A 17,821-nucleotide genomic window follows, 5' to 3' on the forward strand; every position below is an offset into this window, starting at 1 on the left:
GCAGATGTCGATCGTAGTTACGGCTGTGCTGGCGGCCCTGCCGGCGGGGGCGGAGCAGAGGATTTTTCGGGCCAAGCTTTCGGGGCAGCAGGAGGTCCCGGCCGTGAAGACGCCGGCCCGCGGCGACCTCAAGATGATCTACAGGGATGGCGAGATGAGTTACGAGCTCAACGTGAGCAGGATAACCAGCCCGGTTGCGGCCCACATCCACCACGGCAAGCCGGGGCAGAACGGCCCGCCGCTGGTGGGGCTGTTCGGTGGCCCCACGAAGATGGGCAAGTTCAAGGGGATCCTATCCGAGGGGCTGATAACCAACGAAAATCTGATTGGAGAGCTGGAGGGGAAAACGGTCGAGGAGCTGGTGCGCATCATAGCTGCCGGCGAGGCCTATGTCGATGTGCCGACGGTGACCTACCCCATGGGCGAGATCCGGGGGCAGATACAGTAAGTTTTTTCCGGCCGACCCTGTTGCCCCGGCGTTCCCTCCCCCGGAGGGGGAGGGACAGGGAGGGGGATTCCCGGCTCCCGCAACCTTCCCCCCTCCCAGCCTCCCCCCTCCGGGGGGAGGGGCTGTCGTCACCACTACGGTGTATGACCGCTACGACCTCGCCGCCTCTTCCTTCGCCTTCTGCTGCGATTCCCCCTTCGAATGGGTGCCGCGCTCCGCGGCGTGTTCCCCTTCCACCTTCTCACCAGGTTCCTTCCCTTCCTCAGAACTGTGCTCGATCACCGCGTTGATGACGGCACCCGCCAGGATGATCAATCCGCTCAGGTAGAGCCACAACAAGAGCACGATAACGGCGCCGATGCTGCCGTAGGTCTTGTCGTAGGAGCCGAAGTTGTTGATGTAGTAAGAAAAACCGAAGGACATGACGATCCAGCAGGGGATGGCCACCACCGCGCCCGGGCTGATCCATTTCCACTCGTGCTCCACGTCCGGCGTGAAGTAGTAAATGACAGCGACGGCGAGCACCAGGAGGAACAAGGTGACCGGGATGAGGCCGATTACGAAACCGACCTTGAAGGCAACACCGAAGTTGATTAGCCCCGCCACGAAGTTCGCGATCTTCACCCCGAACATGAGCAGGACCATCGCCCCGAGGATCAGCAGCGAGAGACCGAGCACCAGCCCGATGGCGATCAGGCGCACCTTCCAGAACGGACGCCCCTCCTTGACGTCGTAGAGGTTGTTCATGGCGTCCATTACCGACACGATGGCGTTGGAGGAGGCCCACAAGGCCAGCAGAATGCCGAACGACAAAAGCCCCTGCTTCTTGTTCATGAACAGCGACCGGATGTTGCTCTCGATCAAGGAAAACGCCTCCGACGGGAGGAACCTGGCCGCGTTGTTCAGCATGTACTCCATGAGGTGGGGGATCGGGAGGTAGCCGATCAAGGTGGTGAGAAAGAGCAGGAAGGGGAACGACGCAAACAGGAAGTAGTAGGCCATGGCGGCGGCGTGTTCGGGGCAGTCCTCGTCGCTGAACTTGTGGTAGACCTTCTTCGCCAGATCGATGTAGCTGGTGTCACCCAGCTTGAAGTAGCTGCGCAGTGAGAACATGTCGGGCTCCTCCTCTTGCGAGGGTATCTGTTACCCCTCCATGGCGGCATGCCATGTGGGGTTGAGGGCGGGTCTATACGGCTCCCGCCTCTTCGATACCCGGCCTGGCGGTACGTGCCGACTCTTGGGGGTTCAACACGATTTTGATGCAGGAATCCTGCTTGTTCAGGAAGGTCTTGTAGGCGCCGGGCGCCTGCTCGAGCGGCAGGCGGTGCGTGATGATCGATGACGGGTTCAGTTGCTGCTCGGCGACCAGTTTGACCAGGTGCGGCAGGTACTTGTGTACATGGGCCTGTCCCGCGTGCAGGGTGAGCCCCTTGGCGAAGATGGCGCCCATGGGGAACTTGTCGATGAAGCCGCTGTAGACCCCGACGATGGAGAGTGTTCCACCCTTGCGGCAGGCCTTGGTCAGCTGGCGCAGCGCCGAGGCGCGGTCGTTTTCCAGCCGAAGCGTCTGCTTCACCGAGTCGTAGATCCCCTCGATGCCGGTTCCGACCGCCTCCAGCCCTACGGCGTCGATGCAGGAGTCCGGGCCGCGCCCGCCGGTCATATTTTGCAGTGCTTCCGCAACGTCCACTTCCTCGTAGTTGAGCACTTCGGCGCGGCATTGGGAGTGCGCCATCTGCAGACGGTCGGGGAAGCGGTCGATGCCGATCACCCGCTCGGCCCCGAGGTGCCGTGCCGACATCATGGCCATCAACCCGACGGGGCCGCACCCCCAGACCGCGACGGTGTCGCCCGGGTTGATGTTGCAGTTGTCGGCAGCCTGGTAGCCGGTAGGGAAGATATCGGTCAGAAGCACCACCTGCTCGTAGGGTATGCCATCGGGAATTTTCTCCAGCCCGACATCGGCGAACGGGACCCGGACGTACTCCGCTTGGCCGCCGGAGAAGCCGCCGTACATGTGCGAATAGCCGAAGATGCCGCCGCCGGTGTCGCCGTAGAGGTGTTCCAGCATCCAGGAGTTGGGGTTGGAGTTGTCGCACAGAGACCAGAGCTCGTGCTTGCAGTACCAGCAGACGCCGCAGGAGATCGGGAAGGGGACGATGACCCGGTCGCCGACATGGAAGCGTTTGACGCCGCTTCCCACTTCGATGATTTCCCCGACGAACTCGTGCCCCATGATGTCCCCTTTCTTCATGGTGGGGACGTAGCCGTTATACAGGTGCAGATCGGAGCCGCAGATGCAGGTCAGAGCGACCTTGACGATGACATCCCCCATACTGACGATTTGCGGGTCCGCCACCTCGTCAACCCGCACGTCGTGCTTGCCGTGCCAGCATACCGCCCTCATATACCCTCCTTGTCCACCGGGTGCCCGGCGGGATAGCGTTTATTCGACCGTGCGCCGTGCCGTCGTTTCTTCTCCCACTTCCAGGATCTGCTTGAGCCTTTTCAGGTCTTCCTCGAGCTGCTGGGCGTTGATCCCCTGGGCAAGCTTGGCCGCCACCTTCCCCGCACCGCCGCCGGGAGGATAGTAGTCGATGGTGACCTTCACCTCGGTACCCCGGTGTCCCGGCGCCTCCTTGAACTCCACGCTCCCCTTGTTTGGTACGTCCGCCTCGCCCACCGAATGCCAGCTGATCTGCTGGCCCGGCGTGTCTTCCATCATCTCCGCGTCCCACTCGGCGCTGATGCCGCCCGGGCCGACCGCCTTCCAGTGCGAGGTGCGCGCCCCGGTCACCTGCACCGACTCCAGGTGTCTCATGAAGCGCGGTAGGTTCTCGAGGTTGCGCCAGAATTCGTAAACCTCCTGTGGCGGCAGACCGATGGTGACCGCCTTGGTTATGGTCAAGGCGGAGTTGTGCGTGTGCACGGTGTCGACCCCCATCGCGTCGTAGATGCCGCAGTGCCCGGTTTGGCCCCGGTACAGCAACATCCCTCCCGCGATCATCATCGCCAGGCCCGAGGCGTAGTCCCTCTTGCTGATGCATCTGAGCCCCGATACCGCCAGGGCGGCCCCGCCGACCACGGATGCCTTCCTCTCGGCGGGACCTACGTTCACCCGCCGGTCTCTTCGCCATTCTCTCGACTGGCCGCGTTCGGTTTCACTCGGTTCCATACCTGATCCTCCTTGGAAGCTGTTGGCACTCGCTCTTATTAAGACCGGTTTTTGAATTAGAACAAGCTAACATACGAAGACGGGATTGCAACGGGAGGGAGCGAATTATGGGAGTTGTAGGAGCGATGGGACCATGGAGTCATGGCAACCTAGGAGGGTATAAATAGGGGGCTGGGGAGAGCTGGGGAAAGTGTGCCGGGAGAATGTGGTGCGCGTGGAGCACCCTCCCCCGGAGGGGGAGGGCTGGGGAGGGGGAGGGGACTCTGCGCTGCGGTTTGCCAAGCGCCGGCTACGCCGCCTCTTTGCGTTTCTGCTTCAGGCTCTCCTTCAAGAGGGCCATCATGTCGGCCACCTTCGGCGGCGGTGCGGCCTTCACCGGGGCGGGCTGGCGACCCTGCGCCTTCTCTTCGATCATCCGCTTCAGGTCGTCGATGTACTGGTCCTTGTACTTGGCCGGGTCGAACTTCACCGTCAACTGGTCGATGAGCGACAACGCCAGGCTAACCTCCTGCTCCCGCACCTGCTCGTTGCCGGGCAGCTTAAGGTCGGAGGCGTCTCGCACCTCGGCGGCGTAGCGGATCTGGTTCAAGACCAGCAGGTCGTCCAGCGGACGGACGATGCCCAGGCTGCCGCGGTTTCTCAGCACGTAGTAAGCCACCCCCACCTTCCCGGAGCGTTTGAGCGCCTCCCTGAGTAGCGCATAGGCCTTGGGCCCGCTCTTGTCCGGCTCCAGGTAGTACGGCTTCTCGAAGTACCGGGTGTCGATCTCCTTTTCGTCGACGAAGTCGACGATGTCGATCAGGTGCGTCTTTTCCAGGCTCGCGCTCTCGAAATCCTTGTCGGTAAGCACGATGTACTCACCGTCACTGTACTCATACCCCTTGACGATCTCCTCGTAGGGGACTTCCTTGTTGTCGGTCTTGCAGACCCGCAGATACTTGATCGGGCAGAGGTCGTTCTTGCGCAGCATGTCCAGATCGAGCGAGTTGCTCTGCGAGCCACTGTAAAGTTTCACGGGGATGTTCACCAGGCCAAAGCTTATCGAACCGGACCACATCGCTCTCATAGTTAACCTCCTCGGGTGCAGACCTTTCCTTGCCGGCGTCTTGTTCTGGTACAGCTCGCATTTTACCATCATTGCCACAACGAGCCCATGAACATCACAGCGGCCTGTCTGGAAGCCCGCTCGTTTGCCGCGTCAATATTTGCGGTGGCGACAGGGCTTAAAGCGCCTGCCGCAATTGACAAAGCAGGCGCACCGCATACATTTATTAGCGTGTTTTCATCATGGTTTAGTCCCTCTACCGTAACCCCTGGAGATCGTTATGGTTGAACCGAACGAACCGGCGCTGGGTGGCGCCGACCGCGGAGTCGCGGTCCCCAAGGTGCTGCTCTGGATCGTGGGGATAATAGTATCCCTGGTGCTGATTGTCTTCATCGCCAGCTTCTTCGTCGACGAGCCGCTCAGGCGCACCACGGAACGGAGGATGAACCAGAGCCTCAAGGGGTACAAGGTACGGCTCCCCAAGCTGCACTTCAGCCTGATCGGCCTCTCCATCACCTTGAAGGGGCTCACCATTTCCCAGGAGGCCCACCCCCAGCCGCCGGTGGCGGAGTTCCCCTACCTGAGGGCCAGCGTCCAGTGGCGCGAGATCCTGTCCGGCAAACTTGTCGGGGACATGAGGGTGGACGGCCCCAAGGTCCACGTCAACCTGCTGCAACTCAAATCAGAGGCGGCCAGCAAGGTCCCCATGAAGCAAAAGGGGTGGCAGCAGGCCTTCGAGGCCATCTACCCTCTGAAGATCAACCTCTTGAAGATCACCGACGGCAGTCTCACCTACATCGACCAGGACCCCAAGAGGCCGCTGAAACTCTCCAAACTGGACCTGACCGCGAACAATATTCGCAACATACATCTGCCCGACAAGGTGTACCCATCCGACTTCCAGCTGGAGACCGACATCTTCGGCAGCGGGCACGGCACCGTCAAGGGGAGGGCCAACTTCCTGGCCGAGCCGACCCCCGCGGTGAAGGCGGCCATAGAGCTCGCCAAGGTTCCCATCGCGCACTTCGCACCCATGGCGGCCCGCACCAACGTCAGGATCGAGGGGGGCGTCCTGAGCGCGAGTGGCAACGTGGAATACGGCCGCAAGGTGCAGACGGTCCGGCTCAAGAAGCTCTCCATCAACGGCGTGAAGCTCGACTACATCCACACCGCGGCGACGGCGGGGGCCGAGAAGAGAAGGGCCCGGAAGGTCAAAAAGGCAGCCAAGGAGGTCAGCAACAAGCCCGACCTCATCCTTACCGTCGAACACTTCAGCGTGACCGAGTCAAACCTCGGGTTCATCAACAACTACGGCGGCAAAAATGTCCGCCTGTTCCTATCCGACGCGAACCTCTACCTGGACAACTTCTCGAACCAGTTCTCCAAGGGACCGGCTACGGCGAGGCTGGCCGGTAAGTTCATGGGAAGCGGCATTACCGAGGCCAAGGCGACCTTCCGCCCCGAGGACAAGGGGCCGGACCTCGACCTCTACCTGAAAATAACCAACACCCAGCTCGTCTCGCTGAACGACCTCCTGCGCAGCTACGGAAACTTCGACGTCACCGCCGGCACCTTCTCGCTGGTGACGGAGCTGCACGTGAAGAACAACAGGGTGAACGGCTACATCAAGCCCTTCTTCAAGGACATGAAGGTCTACGATCGGCGCCAGGACAAGAACAAGGGATTCTTCCACAAGGTGTACGAGATGCTGGTCGGTGGCATAGCCAAGTTGCTGGAAAACAGGCCCCATGAGCAGGTCGCCACCAAGGCGGACATCTCCGGTCCGCTGCAGAACCCGAAGACCAGCACTTGGCAGGTGATCGTGGAACTGATCCGCAACGCCTTCATCAAGGCCATCCTGCCCACCTTCGAGAGGAACGTGGATGCCCTAGGCAGACACAAGTGATGCAACCGCAGGGGATTTCGTGAAAGGAGGAAGCCATGAGACTGATTCTGCTGATAATCGTGATCTTGCTGCTCGTCGGTTCACTCCCCACCTGGCCTTACAGCGCGGGGTGGGGATACTACCCAAGCGGCGGCTTGGGCCTGGTCCTGCTGATCCTGCTGATCCTGGTGCTCCTGGGACGGATCTAGGGCGAAGGAGGAAACCTGAATGGCCAAGTACGGGAAGAAGGCGCAGGAAACGGTGCATGAGGTGATGGACAAGTTCAAGAAGGGTGAGCTGAAAAGTGGTGGCAGCGGCAAGAAGGTGACCGACCGCAAGCAGGCGGTGGCGATCGGGCTTTCGGAGGCGCGCGAGAAGGGAGCCAAGGTGCCTGAGCCTCCGAAGAAGAAGTAAGACGGGCACCGCAATCCGGCAGTACCAGAAAAGGAGGCCTGACATGGCAAAGAACACGGCAGTTTTCGGCATCTACCGCAGCCGCGACAGCGTCGAGCAGGCAGTCGACTCGCTGCGCGCGGCGGACTTCCGTAACACCGACATCTCGGTGCTGTTCTCCGAGAACGTCGGCACCAAGGATTTCGCCCACGAAAAGCACACCAAGGTCCCGGAAGGGTCGACCGCGGGCGCGAGTACCGGTGCGGTGATCGGCGGTGCGCTCGGCTGGCTCTCCGGTATCGGCGCACTGGCCATCCCGGGCGTCGGCCCCTTCATCGCCGCGGGCCCGATCGTCGCGGCCCTGGCAGGTGTTGGCGCAGGCGGGGTCATCGGCGGGGTCGCGGGGGCGCTCATCGGCATGGGCATCCCCGAGTACGAGGCCAAGCGCTACGAGGGACGCGTCAAGGAAGGGGGTATCCTCCTTTCGGTGCACTGCGACAACGCGGACTGGAAAAAGCGCGCCATCGAGATCCTGAAGCAAACCGGTGCGACCGATATCGGGTCCGAGGGGGAGTCCAAGGCGGACTTCGCCAGCTCCGATAAGCCAAAGCCGAGGGGCATGGCGTAGGAGCAGTAAAAAAACAGGTAGTTGCAACGCGGGGGCGAACGCAAGTTCGCCCCTACATGTATCGGCGCAAGATGACGTGGCGCCCAAAGGAGACACGAGATGCCAACAAGCCAGAAGACGAGCGAGTCGCACAGCCGTGCGGAGATGACCATCTTCGACGTGCTGAAACAGGACCATGAAAAGGCACGCTACCTTTTCGACAAGGCGCAGAAGGCAGGCAAGAAGGACGTCGCCTCCCTGCAGAAACTGTTCTCGCAGCTGGAGGAAGAGCTCGATCTGCACATGGAAGGCGAAGAGCGCTTCTTCTACAGCGTGCTGGAGCAGAACGAGGAGATGCGCGACAAGGTGCTGCAGGCGTTCGAGGAGCACCAGGTGGCCAAGACCATGCTGGGAACCTTCCAGTCCCTCGCGGTGGATGACGAACGCTGGATGGCCAAGCTGCAGGTACTCGGCGAGATCGTGGAGCACCACATGCAGGAAGAGGAGAAGGAGGTGTTCACGCTGGCCAGGAAAGCGTTGGGCAAGGAGCAGCAGCACGAAATCGCCCTTGCCTTCCAAAGAAGCAAGCGGGAAGGACGCAGGCCCTCACGCGGGGCGCCGGTTGAGGGGTAGGAGCGACCGATGTGCACAAGATTGACGCCGCGCCAGTGTAAAGTCACTGGCGCGGCGTCTTTTTGTACGACTTTCGAAATTTCCTACTTGTGTATTGGTTAATGTATGATATAAAATTATGCTTGGCTCAGAGGGTGGCGGTGTTAGTGTCACTGGCGGCGCGACGACTCACACTCAGTTTTCTTCATCAAGCCATGGTCGCGGCTGTTTCGGCGAAATGGCAGCCTGTGAGAGACGACCCGATCACCCAATACGGGAATGCGAGAAACAACTAGAGCTGCTGTGGTAGCGATTATTACCCGCTAAATTATAATGACAGATGATGAATCAAATTTAATATTGCCAATGCGATTGCCGTCGAATCACCACCACCTGTTTGACAGTCAAAGGACCCTGAACCGCAGTTTTGGGAGGCGCTATGCAAGAAGCTGAGATTTTGTTGGTCGAAGATAACAGCAATTGCGAAGAACTCGCCTTGCGGGCCCTGAAGAAAGCGGGCTACGACAAGGTCGTGGTGGCGCGCGATGGGGCTGAAGCGCTGGGGATGCTCCTGGGAGAGGGAATTGACAGGGACGAGCACCATGAGCCCAACTTCGTGCTCCTGGACATGAAGCTGCCGAAAATCGACGGGGTGGGGGTGTTACAGCGGCTGCGCAGCGATGAGCGCACCAGGGGGCTCAAGGTCTTCGCGCTCTCCTCATCCGAAGATCCCAAGGATCTGGAGCAGTGCAGGAGCCTGGGGGTGCTGGCCGTGCTGCCCAAGCCGCTCAACCCGGAGCTGTTGAAGCGGTGGCTGCACTGAGCGCAGCCACCTCCGGGATCGCTATTCCGCTGACAGGGGGACGGTGAGCGCGTCCTCGATGACGATCTCCAGTTCCGCCAGGGCCGTCTCCTTAAGGCCCAGCACCTGCGCCTCGCCCGTAGCGAAGAGCAGGACCGCCGGGTCGCGGTTCATGCCGATGCCCAACTTGTGGCAGGCAAGGTTCGCCAGCCGCACCATCGCCAGCAGCACGTTGCCCTGGTCCCAGCGCTCCTGTTGGTGTCCGGCGACGATGTCGCAGTAGAGCTGCGGCATCTGCCACTGCACCATGAGCTGGTACCCCTGCTCCACATGGAGCGTGGAGAGCACCTCCCTCAACACCGCCTGGCTGGTCACCCCGTTGAAATGCTGTTCGCGGCAGACGTCCTCCATGCACTTCAGGAGGAAGAGCTTGCCCAGGTCGTGCAGCAGCCCCCCCAGGAACGCCTCCTGCGCCTGCGCCGCGAACCCCACCTTTTGCGCCAGCCACCTGCTTCCCACCGCGCAGCAAAACGAATGTTTCCAGAGCGTCTGCATCACCGCGTTGTACCGGGTGTCTTTGGATCGGTAGAGGTCCTGCTGCGTCGTGAGCATGGCGAGGCTGGCCACCTCGTTGGCTCCCAGCCTGATGATCGCCTCGCGGATGGTGCTGACCTTGGTGAGCCCGGCATAGAAGGCTGAGTTGGCGGCCCTGAGGACCCCGGTCGCGATGCCGGGGTCGGCGTTGAGGAGCTGGTGCACCTCCTTGATGTCGAAATCCGGGCGGGCCAGCGCCTGCTGCAGCCTCACGGCCACCGCGTGGAAGACGGGAATGCTGAGGGTCCCTTCCGCGAGCCGAGCCTTGACCACCTCAACGATCGAGGTTTGCTGGTTCATGTCAGCTGTTCTCCTTGCCGAATGCATCTGGTGTTCCCCCTCAGTAGCCAAGCAGGCGCCGCAGCTCCATGAGCGGCCTCGGTGTCCCGATGCGGGGGAGGTCGCGCAGCACCTCCTGGAGCGAGATCAGGCCGTTGGCCGACTTGACCAGTCCGTCCTCGAACAGGGTCACCAGCCCGGAAGTCTCCATGCTCAGCCTGCGGATCTCGGCCGATGACCTGTTTTGCAGGATCGCCTCCTTCACCGGCTCGTTCAGGACCAGGAGCTCGAAGACGGCGCTCCTTCCCTTGAACCCGGTGAAACGGCAGTTGGTGCAGCCACGGCCTGCGCGGAAGTTGGCTCCGGCCAGGTCCTTGGCCGATAATCCCATGCGGCCGTACTCGGCCGGCGCGGGGATGTAGGGCTCCGCGCAGTCGTTGCAGACCAGGCGCAGCAGACGCTGGGCGACCACGCAGACCACGGTGGAGGAGATCAGGAACGACTCGATCTGCATGTTCATCAGGCGCAGCAGGCCGCCGATGCTGTCCTCGGTGTGGAAGGTGGTGAGCACCTTGTGCCCGGTGAGCGCGGCCTGGATCGCCGTCTCGGCGGAAAAGGTGTCGCGGATCTCACCCAGGACGATCACGTCCGGGTCCTGGCGTACCATGTGGCGCAGCGTCTCCTCGAAGGTCACCCCGATCTTCTGGTTGATGGAGCACTGGGCTACCCCTTCGATGACGTACTCAACCGGATCCTCGGCGGTGATGATGCTGGTGTTGATGTTGTTCAGGTGGCTGACGCAGCCGTAGAGGGTGGAGGTCTTGCCGCTGCCGGTGGGGCCGGTGATGATCATGACCCCCGACGGGGTCTCCAGGGCGTCCTCCATGAACTGCTTGAGCATGCGCGGCGCCATGCCGATCTGCGACACCTCGAGGATCGCCTCCTTCTTGTTCAAAAGGCGCAGCACGATCTTCTCGCCGAAGATGGTGATGTAGAAGGAGACGCGCATGTCGAGGTTGAAGCCGTGCAGCCGGCTCTCGTAGATGATGCGGCCGTCCTGGTGGCGCCGTTTCTCGGCGATGTCGGCCTGGGCCATGACCTTGATGCGCGAGGAGAGCTGCGGTGCCAGGTCGAGCGACAGCTCCATGTGCGGCATCATGACGCCGTCGTGCCGCAGCCGTATGCGCAGCCGGTCCCTGAGCGGCTCGATGTGGATGTCGCTCGCCCCCATGGTCATGGCGTCGTCGAAGAGCTTGTTGATCATGCCGACCACCGTGGTCTCGTCCGGCACTGCGGCGTCGTCCCCGGCGGTCTTTTGGGCGGCGACGATGGCGGAGAGGATGGCGGTACGGGTGGCAATGGCCGGCTTCACGTTCCTGCCGAAGATCTTCTCGGCGGAGAGGCGCGAGTACTTCTCCAGGGGGTTGGCGAAGGCAACCAGGGTCGCGCCCTCCTCGTCAACGGAGTAGGGTACGAACAACTCGTCCCGGAACACCTCGAAGGGCGCCTTGGCGAAGAGCTTGCGGTCCAGCTTGCGGAATTCCAGCTCCGCCATCGGGAAGCCGAGCTGGAAGGAAAGCACCTCGGTCAGCCGCCGCTCCTCGATGAAACCCTTCTCGACGATGATGTCGCCGAGCATCTTGCGCGGGCTCCCCACCTCCTTTTGCAGGTTCAGGGCGGTGAGCAGTTCGCTTTGCTTCAGGTAGCCGAGCTCGACCAGCAGGTCCCCGATGCGGATGGAGAGGCTGTTCTCGCGCAGGGTGCGCACCACGTCCTCGCGCTTGATGTACTCGAGCTCCTGGAGCACGTCGATCAGCGTCTTGGGGGACTGCAGCTTGCCGTGCACCCGCTGGGCGTAGAGGAGCTGCTTCGTGGTGATGACGCCGGTGGCGACCAGCAGTTCCACGATTTGTCCGGCGCCTTGGACGGATGGGACGTCCTTGTGATCCTTGTGAGGTTTTTTCATGAAAGTTCCGTTGTGACTGCCTGGACTGCCGTTATGCCGCGCCAAAAAAACAAAAAGGCCCCCGCAAGCTGCAGCGGGGACCTCGTAACCGACGGGCGCAAACTAATGAGCTGGAGCTAGCTCCCTTTCTTATCGTCATCGGGGCGGCTGGCTTTAATCTCAATTTCATCCTTGCCGCTGGAAGCCTTCTTGAAGTTCCTGATGCTCTTACCGAGCGCGCCACCGATCTCCGGGAGCCGGCCGGCGCCGAACACCACGAGCACGATCACCAGGATAATAATGAGCTCCGGCATGCCGAATCCAAACATGTGACCTCCCTTTGTGAATGCGTAAGATGCTGCAGTATGGCATAGGGACGGCGCAAAAATCAACTGTTGGATTGATTCTCAGGTAAGAAGGATATTATTAAAATATTATTGCCAAAATTGAGAAGATTTGTTACAAACTTGCTGCCCCTCTCTCTCTAACAAGGAGGACTCAGATGAACAAGATGATCCTGCTGGTCGAGGACAATCCTGATGACGAGGCTCTGACTCTTAGGGCGATACGCAAGCACATGCCGTACGGCATCGTGGTGGCCCGCGACGGTGCCGAGGCGCTGGAACACCTGTTCGGCACCGGGCGCAGCGGAACCGAGCCGGCGCCGACCCCTCTTCTGGTGCTGCTCGATCTGAAGCTCCCCAAGGTGAACGGGCTGGAGGTGCTGCGCCGCATGAGGGAGGAGGCGAGGACGCGCTCCATCCCGGTGATCGTCTTCACCTCTTCCACCGAGGAGCAGGACATCCTGGACAGCTACCGCCTGGGCGCCAACAGCTACATCCGCAAACCGGTGGATTACGGCCAGTTCTGCGAAAACATGAAGCAGGTGATGAACTACTGGTTGACCGTCAACCAGCTCCCTCCCCACCGGACCTGCGCCGCGGCCTGATCCCCCTGTTGCCAAGGCGCACCTCATCCTGTTAATATCCTGCGCATGGACAAATTCGAACTGGTAACCGGTTTCCAGGCGCGGGGCGATCAGCCGCGCGCCATCGAGGAGCTTTCCGAAGGGGTGCTGCGCGGCGACCAGCACCAGGTCCTGCTCGGGGTCACCGGCTCCGGCAAGACCTTCACCATGGCACAGGTGATCGCCCGGTGCAACCGCCCCGCCCTGGTGCTCGCCCCCAACAAGACCCTGGCCGCCCAGCTCTACGGCGAGTTCAAGGAGCTCTTCCCCAACAACGCCGTCGAATACTTCGTTTCCTATTACGATTACTACCAGCCCGAAGCCTACATCCCCTCCTCGGACACCTTCATCGAGAAGGACTCCTCGATCAACGACGAGATCGACAAGTTCCGCCATGCCGCAACCAGGAGCCTGCTGACCCGGCGCGACGTGATCATCGTCGCCTCGGTCTCCTGCATCTACGGCATCGGTTCGCCGGAGTCGTACCAGGAGATGCAGATCCGGGTGCGCGAGGGGGACGACCTGGGGCGCGACGAGCTGTTAAAGCGCCTGGTGGAGATCCAGTACGAGCGCAACGACGTCGACTTCCACCGTGGCAGCTTCCGCGTGCGCGGTGATACCGTCGAAGTCTTCCCGGCGCACGACGACGAGCGCGCCATCCGGATCGAGTTCTGGGGCGACACCGTGGAGGCGATCTCCGAGATCGACCCCCTGCGTGGCGTGCAGCTCCAGAAGCTGCCGCGCTTCGCCATCTACCCGGCCTCCCACTACGTCGCCAGCCGTCAGACCCTGGAGCGGGCCGTCGAGCAGATCCGGGTCGAACTGGAGGAGCGCATCCGCTACTTCAAGGACCAGAACATGCTCCTGGAGGCGCAGCGTATCGAGCAGCGCACCTTCTTCGACATCGAGATGATGGAGCAGATGGGCTTTTGCCAGGGGATCGAGAACTACTCGCGCCACTTCGACGGGCGCCAGGCCGGGGAGCCTCCCTACACGCTCATCGACTACTTCCCCGACGACTTCCTGCTGGTGGTGGACGAGTCCCACATCACCGTGTCGCAGGTGGGGGGGATGTACCGCGGCGACCGCAGCCGAAAGGAGACGCTGGTGAACTTCGGTTTCCGGCTCCCCTCGGCCCTGGACAACCGGCCGCTCACCTTCCAGGAGTTCGGCCGGAAGCTGAACCAGGTGGTCTACGTCTCGGCGACCCCGGCGGAGTACGAGCTGAAGATGGCGGGGGGCGTCGTGGTCGAGCAGCTGATCCGCCCCACCGGCCTCATCGACCCGGTCATCGAGGTGCGTCCCGCGGCAGGCCAGGTGGACGACCTGCTGCACGAGGTCCGGCTCACCGCCGAGCGGGGCGAGCGGATCCTGGTCACGACGCTCACCAAGAGGATGGCGGAGGAGCTTACCGATTACTACCGCGAACTCGGCATCCGGGTGCGCTACCTCCACTCGGACATCGACACCTTCCAGCGCATGGAGATCCTGCGCGACCTGCGGCTGGGGGAATTCGACGTGCTGGTGGGCATCAACCTGCTGCGCGAGGGCCTGGACCTCCCCGAGGTGTCGCTCGTTGCCATTCTCGACGCGGACAAGGAAGGCTTCCTCCGTTCCACCCGCTCCCTGATCCAGACCTGCGGCCGCGCGGCGAGGAACGTGTCCGGGCGCGTGCTCATGTACGCCGACAAGGTGACCGGCTCGATGCAGGCCGCCATCGACGAGACCGTCAGGCGCCGGGAGCTGCAGCAGGCCTACAACCTGGAGCATGGCATCACGCCCGAGAGTGTGAAGAGGCTGATCGCCAACGTGCTGCAGGCACCCGAGGAGAAGGACTGGGTCACGGTCCCGGTGAAGGGGGAGGATTTCCTCAATCCCAAGGACCTGGAGAAGACTCTGAAACGGTTGAGGAAGGAGATGCTGGCCGCGGCCAAGGCGCAGGAATTCGAGAGGGCGGCGGAGCTGCGCGACAAGATCAAGCGGCTCGAGGTGGCGGAGATCACCAAAGGCAATTGATAAGTAGAAATTATCGCTAACCCCTCTCCCTCCCGGAGAGGGTGCCCGAAGGGGGGGTGAGGGAGGTCGTCGCACCGATCCCCTCACCCTAGCCCTCTCCCAAAGGGAGAGGGGACGATGGACAACTGGCAACGAAAAAGCCCCTCGATCCGTGACGGACGAGGGGCTTCTTTATTTCCTGCAACTTTCTCCGCCGTGGCCGGCTTAGATGCTTCCTTCCACATGGCTGGAGCTTCGAAGACTCCTTCCCCTGGAGGGGGGGAGGGGGACGTCGTCCGCTTATTCCGGCGCACCACCAGGCTTTCTCCGCCGCCGTCTCCGGCGCCGCTTCTTCTTCGGCGCCTCGGCGGCTCCCGCTTCGCCCTTGGGCGGGGGCGCGGACTCCACCCCTTCCGATTGCTGCGCGGCGAACCGTTCCCACCAATCCGCCAGCGACCTTTTCGGCGGGGTGAGCTGCTCCATGAAACGAAGGTACTGCAGGGCGTCGCGGAAGGCGAGACGAGCAACCACGCCGCGGCCGTTCCTCCCCGGGGTCTTCTGGAAGCGCTGCTGCATGTTCAGGATGTCGCGCACCGCGACCAGCACCCGGTTCGGCACGGAAACGGTGGGAGCGAGCTCTCCGGCGAAGGCGGCTACGGCGGCGTCGGTGGCCTGCTGTGGCGGAAGCCCCTCGTCGCGCAACAGAGCCACCTTCTCCTCCAGGTACTCCCCGAACATCAGGGTGATCAACAGCGGAGGGGTGACGGCGATACCCTGGCCGATCTGCTCGTCGGCCCACTCCAGTGCCTTACCCACGCGGACGTGAGGGTAGCAGTCGGACTCGCGGGAGAGCCAGGCGTCGAAATGGGGAAAGAGCGGCTCGAACAGCCCGCTGTGGCGCATCATCTGGTAGGTGCGCTCGCCGGCCCCCATGAGGAGCAGCTTCAGCACTTCCTCGTAAAGGCGCGGCGGCGTGGCCTTGTTGATGGTGCCGCACAGCGCCTCGATGGCGGCCTCGGTGCGCGGCTCGATGTTGAAGCCGAGCATGGACGCGAACCGGATGGCGCGGATCATGCGGACCGGGTCCTCGGTGAAGCGGACCATGGGGTCGCCGATGGTGCGGATTAGACCGTTTCTCAGATCCTCCATCCCGCCGACGTGGTCGATGATGGAGAAGTCGGCGATGTTGTAGAACAGGGCGTTGACGGTGAAGTCGCGACGTACCGCGTCCTCCTCGGGGGTGCCGAAGACGTTGTCCCTGAGCACCATGCCGTCTTCGCTCTTCAGGATAGGGGGACCGTGGTGGTGCCGGCGCCTTCTCCGGTCGCGCTCATCCTCGAGCTGTTCCGCCTCGGTAGGAGCCTCGACGGTCTCTTCGGGCAAGGCCTCGGCGAATTCTTCCTGGGCTGCTTCAGCGGCATCGACAGTGGAGCGGAAGGTGGCGACCTCGATGATCTCGTCGTGGAAATGAATGTGGGCGAGACGGAAACGGCGGCCGATCAAGCGGCAGTTGCGGAACAGCTTCTTGAGCTGGTTGGGCGTGGCGTCGGTGACGACGTCGAAGTCCTTGGGCTCGCGCCCCAGGAGCAGATCCCGGACGCCGCCCCCCACCAGGTAGGCGATGAAGCCGTGCTCCCTGAGCTTGTAGAGCACCTTTACGCCGTTGGGGCTGAGCAACGAGCGGGAGATGGAGTGCTCCGCGCGCGGGATGATGACTTTTTCCATGTTAGTGTTCATTCGCGGGAAATTAACACAAATTCGACGCAAAGGCAAAGGGTGTGGAGTTGATTTTATTGACTTTGGTCATGACGAAAGGTGATTTGTTCTGCTATTGTGGCGACCATGGAAAAGAGAGCAAAGCAGGAAAAAGATATCAGGGTGCTGGAGACCTTCATCGGCTGCTACTGCAGAAGCAAGCACAAAAGCCCCAAGGGCGTGCTCTGCGAGGAGTGCTCTGAGCTTCTGGCCTACGCCAAGACGAAGCGGGAGAAATGCCCCCTCGACCCTAAGCCGACCTGCAAGCACTGTCACGTCCATTGCTACGGCAAGGCGCAGCGCGCCCGGATTCGCGAGATCATGGCCTACTCCGGCAAACACCTGCTGCTGCGCGGGCGCCTCGATCTGCTCTGGCACTACTTTTTTTAGCAAATTTCAGGAGGTTAAGGATGATCAGGAAAATTGTGAACATAGACCAGGACAAGTGCGACGGCTGCGGGCTCTGCGTCCCTTCGTGCGCGGAAGGCGCCATCAAAATCGTCGACGGCAAGGCTCAGATCGCCGCGGATAACCTGTGCGACGGCTTGGGGGCCTGCCTCGGCGAGTGCCCGCAGGACGCCATCACCATCATCGAGCGCGAGGCGGACGAGTTCGACGAGATCGCCGTCGAGAAGCACCTGACCGCCCAGGGCGCCGCACCTGCAGGTCATGACCACGGTCACGGGCATGGGCATGGGCATGAGCATGGGCATGGGCATGGGCATGGGCATGGGCATGGGCATGGCGGCGGCTGCCCCGGCTCGCGCGTTCAGAGCTTCGCCCCGGCACCGTCCGCCGGGACACCGGCAGCGGGAGCAATCCAGAGCCAGCTGGCGCAGTGGCCGGTGCAGCTGCACCTGGTACCGGTAACGGCACCGTACTTCAAGGATGCCGAGCTGCTCATCACCGCCGACTGCGTCCCCTTCGCCTACGCCAATTACCACCAGGACTTCCTGGCCGGCAAGGCCGTTGTCGTTGGCTGCCCGAAACTCGATGACAACAACGCTTACCTGACCAAGCTGACCGAATTGTTCCGCGTTTCCGGCATCAAGGGGATCACGGTGCTCAGGATGGAGGTGCCCTGCTGCGGAGGTATCGTTATGGCTGCGCGTCAGGCCCTGGCGGCTTCCGGGATGGAGATCCCGTTCCGCGAGGTAACGGTCAGTATTCGTGGGGAAATCGTGGAGCGTTAGAGGGTGCTGCGTAGGAGGAAACGGACCTTCCAAATGGCTTAAAGGACAAATAGGACGCTTTTTATCTTTTTTGATTGACACGGGATTGGACCGCTGGTAGAGTTGCTCACATTAGAATCCCAATCA

Annotated in this window: 19 protein-coding genes; 11 read left to right on the forward strand and 8 right to left on the reverse strand. The window is 61.9% G+C overall.

Annotated elements, in window-relative coordinates; translation table 11 throughout:
- Positions 1–4: 4 nt before the first annotated feature.
- Positions 5–448 carry a CHRD domain-containing protein gene (locus KOL99_RS03190; RefSeq protein WP_236025747.1) on the forward strand — a complete coding sequence of 148 codons (444 nt, stop codon included), beginning with the start codon at positions 5–7 and terminating at the stop codon, positions 446–448.
- A gap of 150 nt (positions 449–598) precedes the next feature.
- On the opposite strand, the gene KOL99_RS03195 is transcribed toward KOL99_RS03190, so the two are convergent.
- From KOL99_RS03195 to ku, 4 genes are all read right to left on the reverse strand, one after another.
- Complete coding sequence (locus KOL99_RS03195) at positions 599–1,561, reverse strand: YihY/virulence factor BrkB family protein (RefSeq protein ID WP_216509032.1); 963 nt, start codon at positions 1,559–1,561, stop codon at positions 599–601.
- Between the two features lie 73 nt (positions 1,562–1,634).
- On the reverse strand, positions 1,635–2,855 hold the full coding sequence (locus KOL99_RS03200; protein WP_216509033.1) for a zinc-dependent alcohol dehydrogenase: 1,221 nt from the start codon (positions 2,853–2,855) through the stop codon (positions 1,635–1,637).
- A gap of 39 nt (positions 2,856–2,894) precedes the next feature.
- Entirely contained in the window at positions 2,895–3,623 is a 729-nt protein-coding gene (locus tag KOL99_RS03205) for an SRPBCC family protein (protein WP_216509034.1), read from the reverse strand.
- 289 nt (positions 3,624–3,912) lie between these two features.
- Positions 3,913–4,689, reverse strand: coding sequence for a non-homologous end joining protein Ku (ku, locus tag KOL99_RS03210; protein ID WP_216509035.1), 777 nt, complete (start codon positions 4,687–4,689; stop codon positions 3,913–3,915).
- A 259-nt stretch (positions 4,690–4,948) separates the two neighbouring features.
- Here ku and KOL99_RS03215 point away from each other — a divergent pair, with 259 nt between their 5' ends.
- The 6 genes from KOL99_RS03215 to KOL99_RS03240 all read left to right on the forward strand — a co-directional run bounded on the left by KOL99_RS03215 (position 4,949) and on the right by KOL99_RS03240 (position 8,988).
- Entirely contained in the window at positions 4,949–6,574 is a 1,626-nt protein-coding gene (locus tag KOL99_RS03215; RefSeq protein ID WP_216509036.1) for an AsmA family protein, read from the forward strand.
- 35 nt (positions 6,575–6,609) lie between these two features.
- The gene (locus KOL99_RS03220; RefSeq protein WP_216509037.1) at positions 6,610–6,762 is read left to right on the forward strand and encodes a DUF3309 family protein; all 153 of its coding nucleotides are present in this window, start codon (positions 6,610–6,612) and stop codon (positions 6,760–6,762) included.
- Between the two features lie 19 nt (positions 6,763–6,781).
- A complete protein-coding gene (locus KOL99_RS03225) occupies positions 6,782–6,967 on the forward strand; it encodes a DUF6496 domain-containing protein (protein ID WP_129124983.1) in 186 nt (61 codons plus the stop codon).
- 43 nt (positions 6,968–7,010) lie between these two features.
- Positions 7,011–7,574 (forward strand): quinol:electron acceptor oxidoreductase subunit ActD, encoded by a 564-nt coding sequence (locus KOL99_RS03230; RefSeq protein WP_216509038.1) that lies wholly within the window; start codon positions 7,011–7,013, stop codon positions 7,572–7,574.
- A gap of 99 nt (positions 7,575–7,673) precedes the next feature.
- Entirely contained in the window at positions 7,674–8,186 is a 513-nt protein-coding gene (locus KOL99_RS03235) for a hemerythrin domain-containing protein (protein WP_216509039.1), read from the forward strand.
- 418 nt (positions 8,187–8,604) lie between these two features.
- Complete coding sequence (locus KOL99_RS03240) at positions 8,605–8,988, forward strand: response regulator (RefSeq protein ID WP_216509040.1); 384 nt, start codon at positions 8,605–8,607, stop codon at positions 8,986–8,988.
- Positions 8,989–9,009: 21 nt separating this feature from the next.
- Here KOL99_RS03240 and KOL99_RS03245 read toward each other — a convergent pair whose 3' ends face one another.
- The 3 genes from KOL99_RS03245 to KOL99_RS03255 form a co-directional block, all read right to left on the reverse strand.
- The gene (locus tag KOL99_RS03245) at positions 9,010–9,861 is read right to left on the reverse strand and encodes an HDOD domain-containing protein (protein ID WP_216509041.1); all 852 of its coding nucleotides are present in this window, start codon (positions 9,859–9,861) and stop codon (positions 9,010–9,012) included.
- A gap of 40 nt (positions 9,862–9,901) precedes the next feature.
- The gene (locus tag KOL99_RS03250) at positions 9,902–11,806 is read right to left on the reverse strand and encodes a GspE/PulE family protein (protein ID WP_216509042.1); all 1,905 of its coding nucleotides are present in this window, start codon (positions 11,804–11,806) and stop codon (positions 9,902–9,904) included.
- A gap of 116 nt (positions 11,807–11,922) precedes the next feature.
- Complete coding sequence (locus KOL99_RS03255; RefSeq protein ID WP_199393424.1) at positions 11,923–12,114, reverse strand: twin-arginine translocase TatA/TatE family subunit; 192 nt, start codon at positions 12,112–12,114, stop codon at positions 11,923–11,925.
- A gap of 173 nt (positions 12,115–12,287) precedes the next feature.
- On the opposite strand from KOL99_RS03255, the gene KOL99_RS03260 reads away from it, so the two are divergent.
- Together KOL99_RS03260 and uvrB are read left to right on the forward strand one after the other, a co-directional pair.
- Positions 12,288–12,734, forward strand: a complete 447-nt coding sequence (locus KOL99_RS03260; protein ID WP_216509043.1) for a response regulator — start codon at positions 12,288–12,290, stop codon at positions 12,732–12,734.
- 45 nt (positions 12,735–12,779) lie between these two features.
- Positions 12,780–14,768 (forward strand): excinuclease ABC subunit UvrB, encoded by a 1,989-nt coding sequence (gene uvrB / locus KOL99_RS03265; protein ID WP_216509044.1) that lies wholly within the window; start codon positions 12,780–12,782, stop codon positions 14,766–14,768.
- A gap of 279 nt (positions 14,769–15,047) precedes the next feature.
- Here uvrB and pcnB read toward each other — a convergent pair whose 3' ends face one another.
- Positions 15,048–16,484, reverse strand: coding sequence for a polynucleotide adenylyltransferase PcnB (pcnB, locus tag KOL99_RS03270; protein ID WP_216509045.1), 1,437 nt, complete (start codon positions 16,482–16,484; stop codon positions 15,048–15,050).
- A gap of 105 nt (positions 16,485–16,589) precedes the next feature.
- Between pcnB and KOL99_RS03275 the strand changes: the two genes are divergently transcribed.
- Complete coding sequence (locus KOL99_RS03275; protein WP_216509046.1) at positions 16,590–16,892, forward strand: nitrous oxide-stimulated promoter family protein; 303 nt, start codon at positions 16,590–16,592, stop codon at positions 16,890–16,892.
- Between the two features lie 20 nt (positions 16,893–16,912).
- On the forward strand, positions 16,913–17,695 hold the full coding sequence (locus tag KOL99_RS03280) for an ATP-binding protein (protein ID WP_216509047.1): 783 nt from the start codon (positions 16,913–16,915) through the stop codon (positions 17,693–17,695).
- The last annotated feature ends 126 nt before the right edge of the window (positions 17,696–17,821 follow it).

The organism is Geomonas azotofigens (assembly GCF_018919395.1).
In the GTDB taxonomy this organism is placed as follows: Bacteria; Desulfobacterota; Desulfuromonadia; order Geobacterales; family Geobacteraceae; genus Geomonas; species Geomonas azotofigens.

What these genes read in the sequence shown, in the direction of transcription:
- KOL99_RS03190 (WP_236025747.1), top strand. Translation starts at nt 5, where the DNA reads ATGTCGATCGTAGTTACGGCTGTGCTGGCGGCCCTGCCGGCGGGGGCG.
- KOL99_RS03195 (WP_216509032.1), bottom strand. Translation starts at nt 1,561, where the DNA reads ATGTTCTCACTGCGCAGCTACTTCAAGCTGGGTGACACCAGCTACATC.
- KOL99_RS03200 (WP_216509033.1), bottom strand. Translation starts at nt 2,855, where the DNA reads ATGAGGGCGGTATGCTGGCACGGCAAGCACGACGTGCGGGTTGACGAG.
- KOL99_RS03205 (WP_216509034.1), bottom strand. Translation starts at nt 3,623, where the DNA reads ATGGAACCGAGTGAAACCGAACGCGGCCAGTCGAGAGAATGGCGAAGA.
- ku (WP_216509035.1), bottom strand. Translation starts at nt 4,689, where the DNA reads ATGAGAGCGATGTGGTCCGGTTCGATAAGCTTTGGCCTGGTGAACATC.
- KOL99_RS03215 (WP_216509036.1), top strand. Translation starts at nt 4,949, where the DNA reads ATGGTTGAACCGAACGAACCGGCGCTGGGTGGCGCCGACCGCGGAGTC.
- KOL99_RS03220 (WP_216509037.1), top strand. Translation starts at nt 6,610, where the DNA reads ATGAGACTGATTCTGCTGATAATCGTGATCTTGCTGCTCGTCGGTTCA.
- KOL99_RS03225 (WP_129124983.1), top strand. Translation starts at nt 6,782, where the DNA reads ATGGCCAAGTACGGGAAGAAGGCGCAGGAAACGGTGCATGAGGTGATG.
- KOL99_RS03230 (WP_216509038.1), top strand. Translation starts at nt 7,011, where the DNA reads ATGGCAAAGAACACGGCAGTTTTCGGCATCTACCGCAGCCGCGACAGC.
- KOL99_RS03235 (WP_216509039.1), top strand. Translation starts at nt 7,674, where the DNA reads ATGCCAACAAGCCAGAAGACGAGCGAGTCGCACAGCCGTGCGGAGATG.
- KOL99_RS03240 (WP_216509040.1), top strand. Translation starts at nt 8,605, where the DNA reads ATGCAAGAAGCTGAGATTTTGTTGGTCGAAGATAACAGCAATTGCGAA.
- KOL99_RS03245 (WP_216509041.1), bottom strand. Translation starts at nt 9,861, where the DNA reads ATGAACCAGCAAACCTCGATCGTTGAGGTGGTCAAGGCTCGGCTCGCG.
- KOL99_RS03250 (WP_216509042.1), bottom strand. Translation starts at nt 11,806, where the DNA reads ATGAAAAAACCTCACAAGGATCACAAGGACGTCCCATCCGTCCAAGGC.
- KOL99_RS03255 (WP_199393424.1), bottom strand. Translation starts at nt 12,114, where the DNA reads ATGTTTGGATTCGGCATGCCGGAGCTCATTATTATCCTGGTGATCGTG.
- KOL99_RS03260 (WP_216509043.1), top strand. Translation starts at nt 12,288, where the DNA reads ATGAACAAGATGATCCTGCTGGTCGAGGACAATCCTGATGACGAGGCT.
- uvrB (WP_216509044.1), top strand. Translation starts at nt 12,780, where the DNA reads ATGGACAAATTCGAACTGGTAACCGGTTTCCAGGCGCGGGGCGATCAG.
- pcnB (WP_216509045.1), bottom strand. Translation starts at nt 16,484, where the DNA reads ATGAACACTAACATGGAAAAAGTCATCATCCCGCGCGCGGAGCACTCC.
- KOL99_RS03275 (WP_216509046.1), top strand. Translation starts at nt 16,590, where the DNA reads ATGGAAAAGAGAGCAAAGCAGGAAAAAGATATCAGGGTGCTGGAGACC.
- KOL99_RS03280 (WP_216509047.1), top strand. Translation starts at nt 16,913, where the DNA reads ATGATCAGGAAAATTGTGAACATAGACCAGGACAAGTGCGACGGCTGC.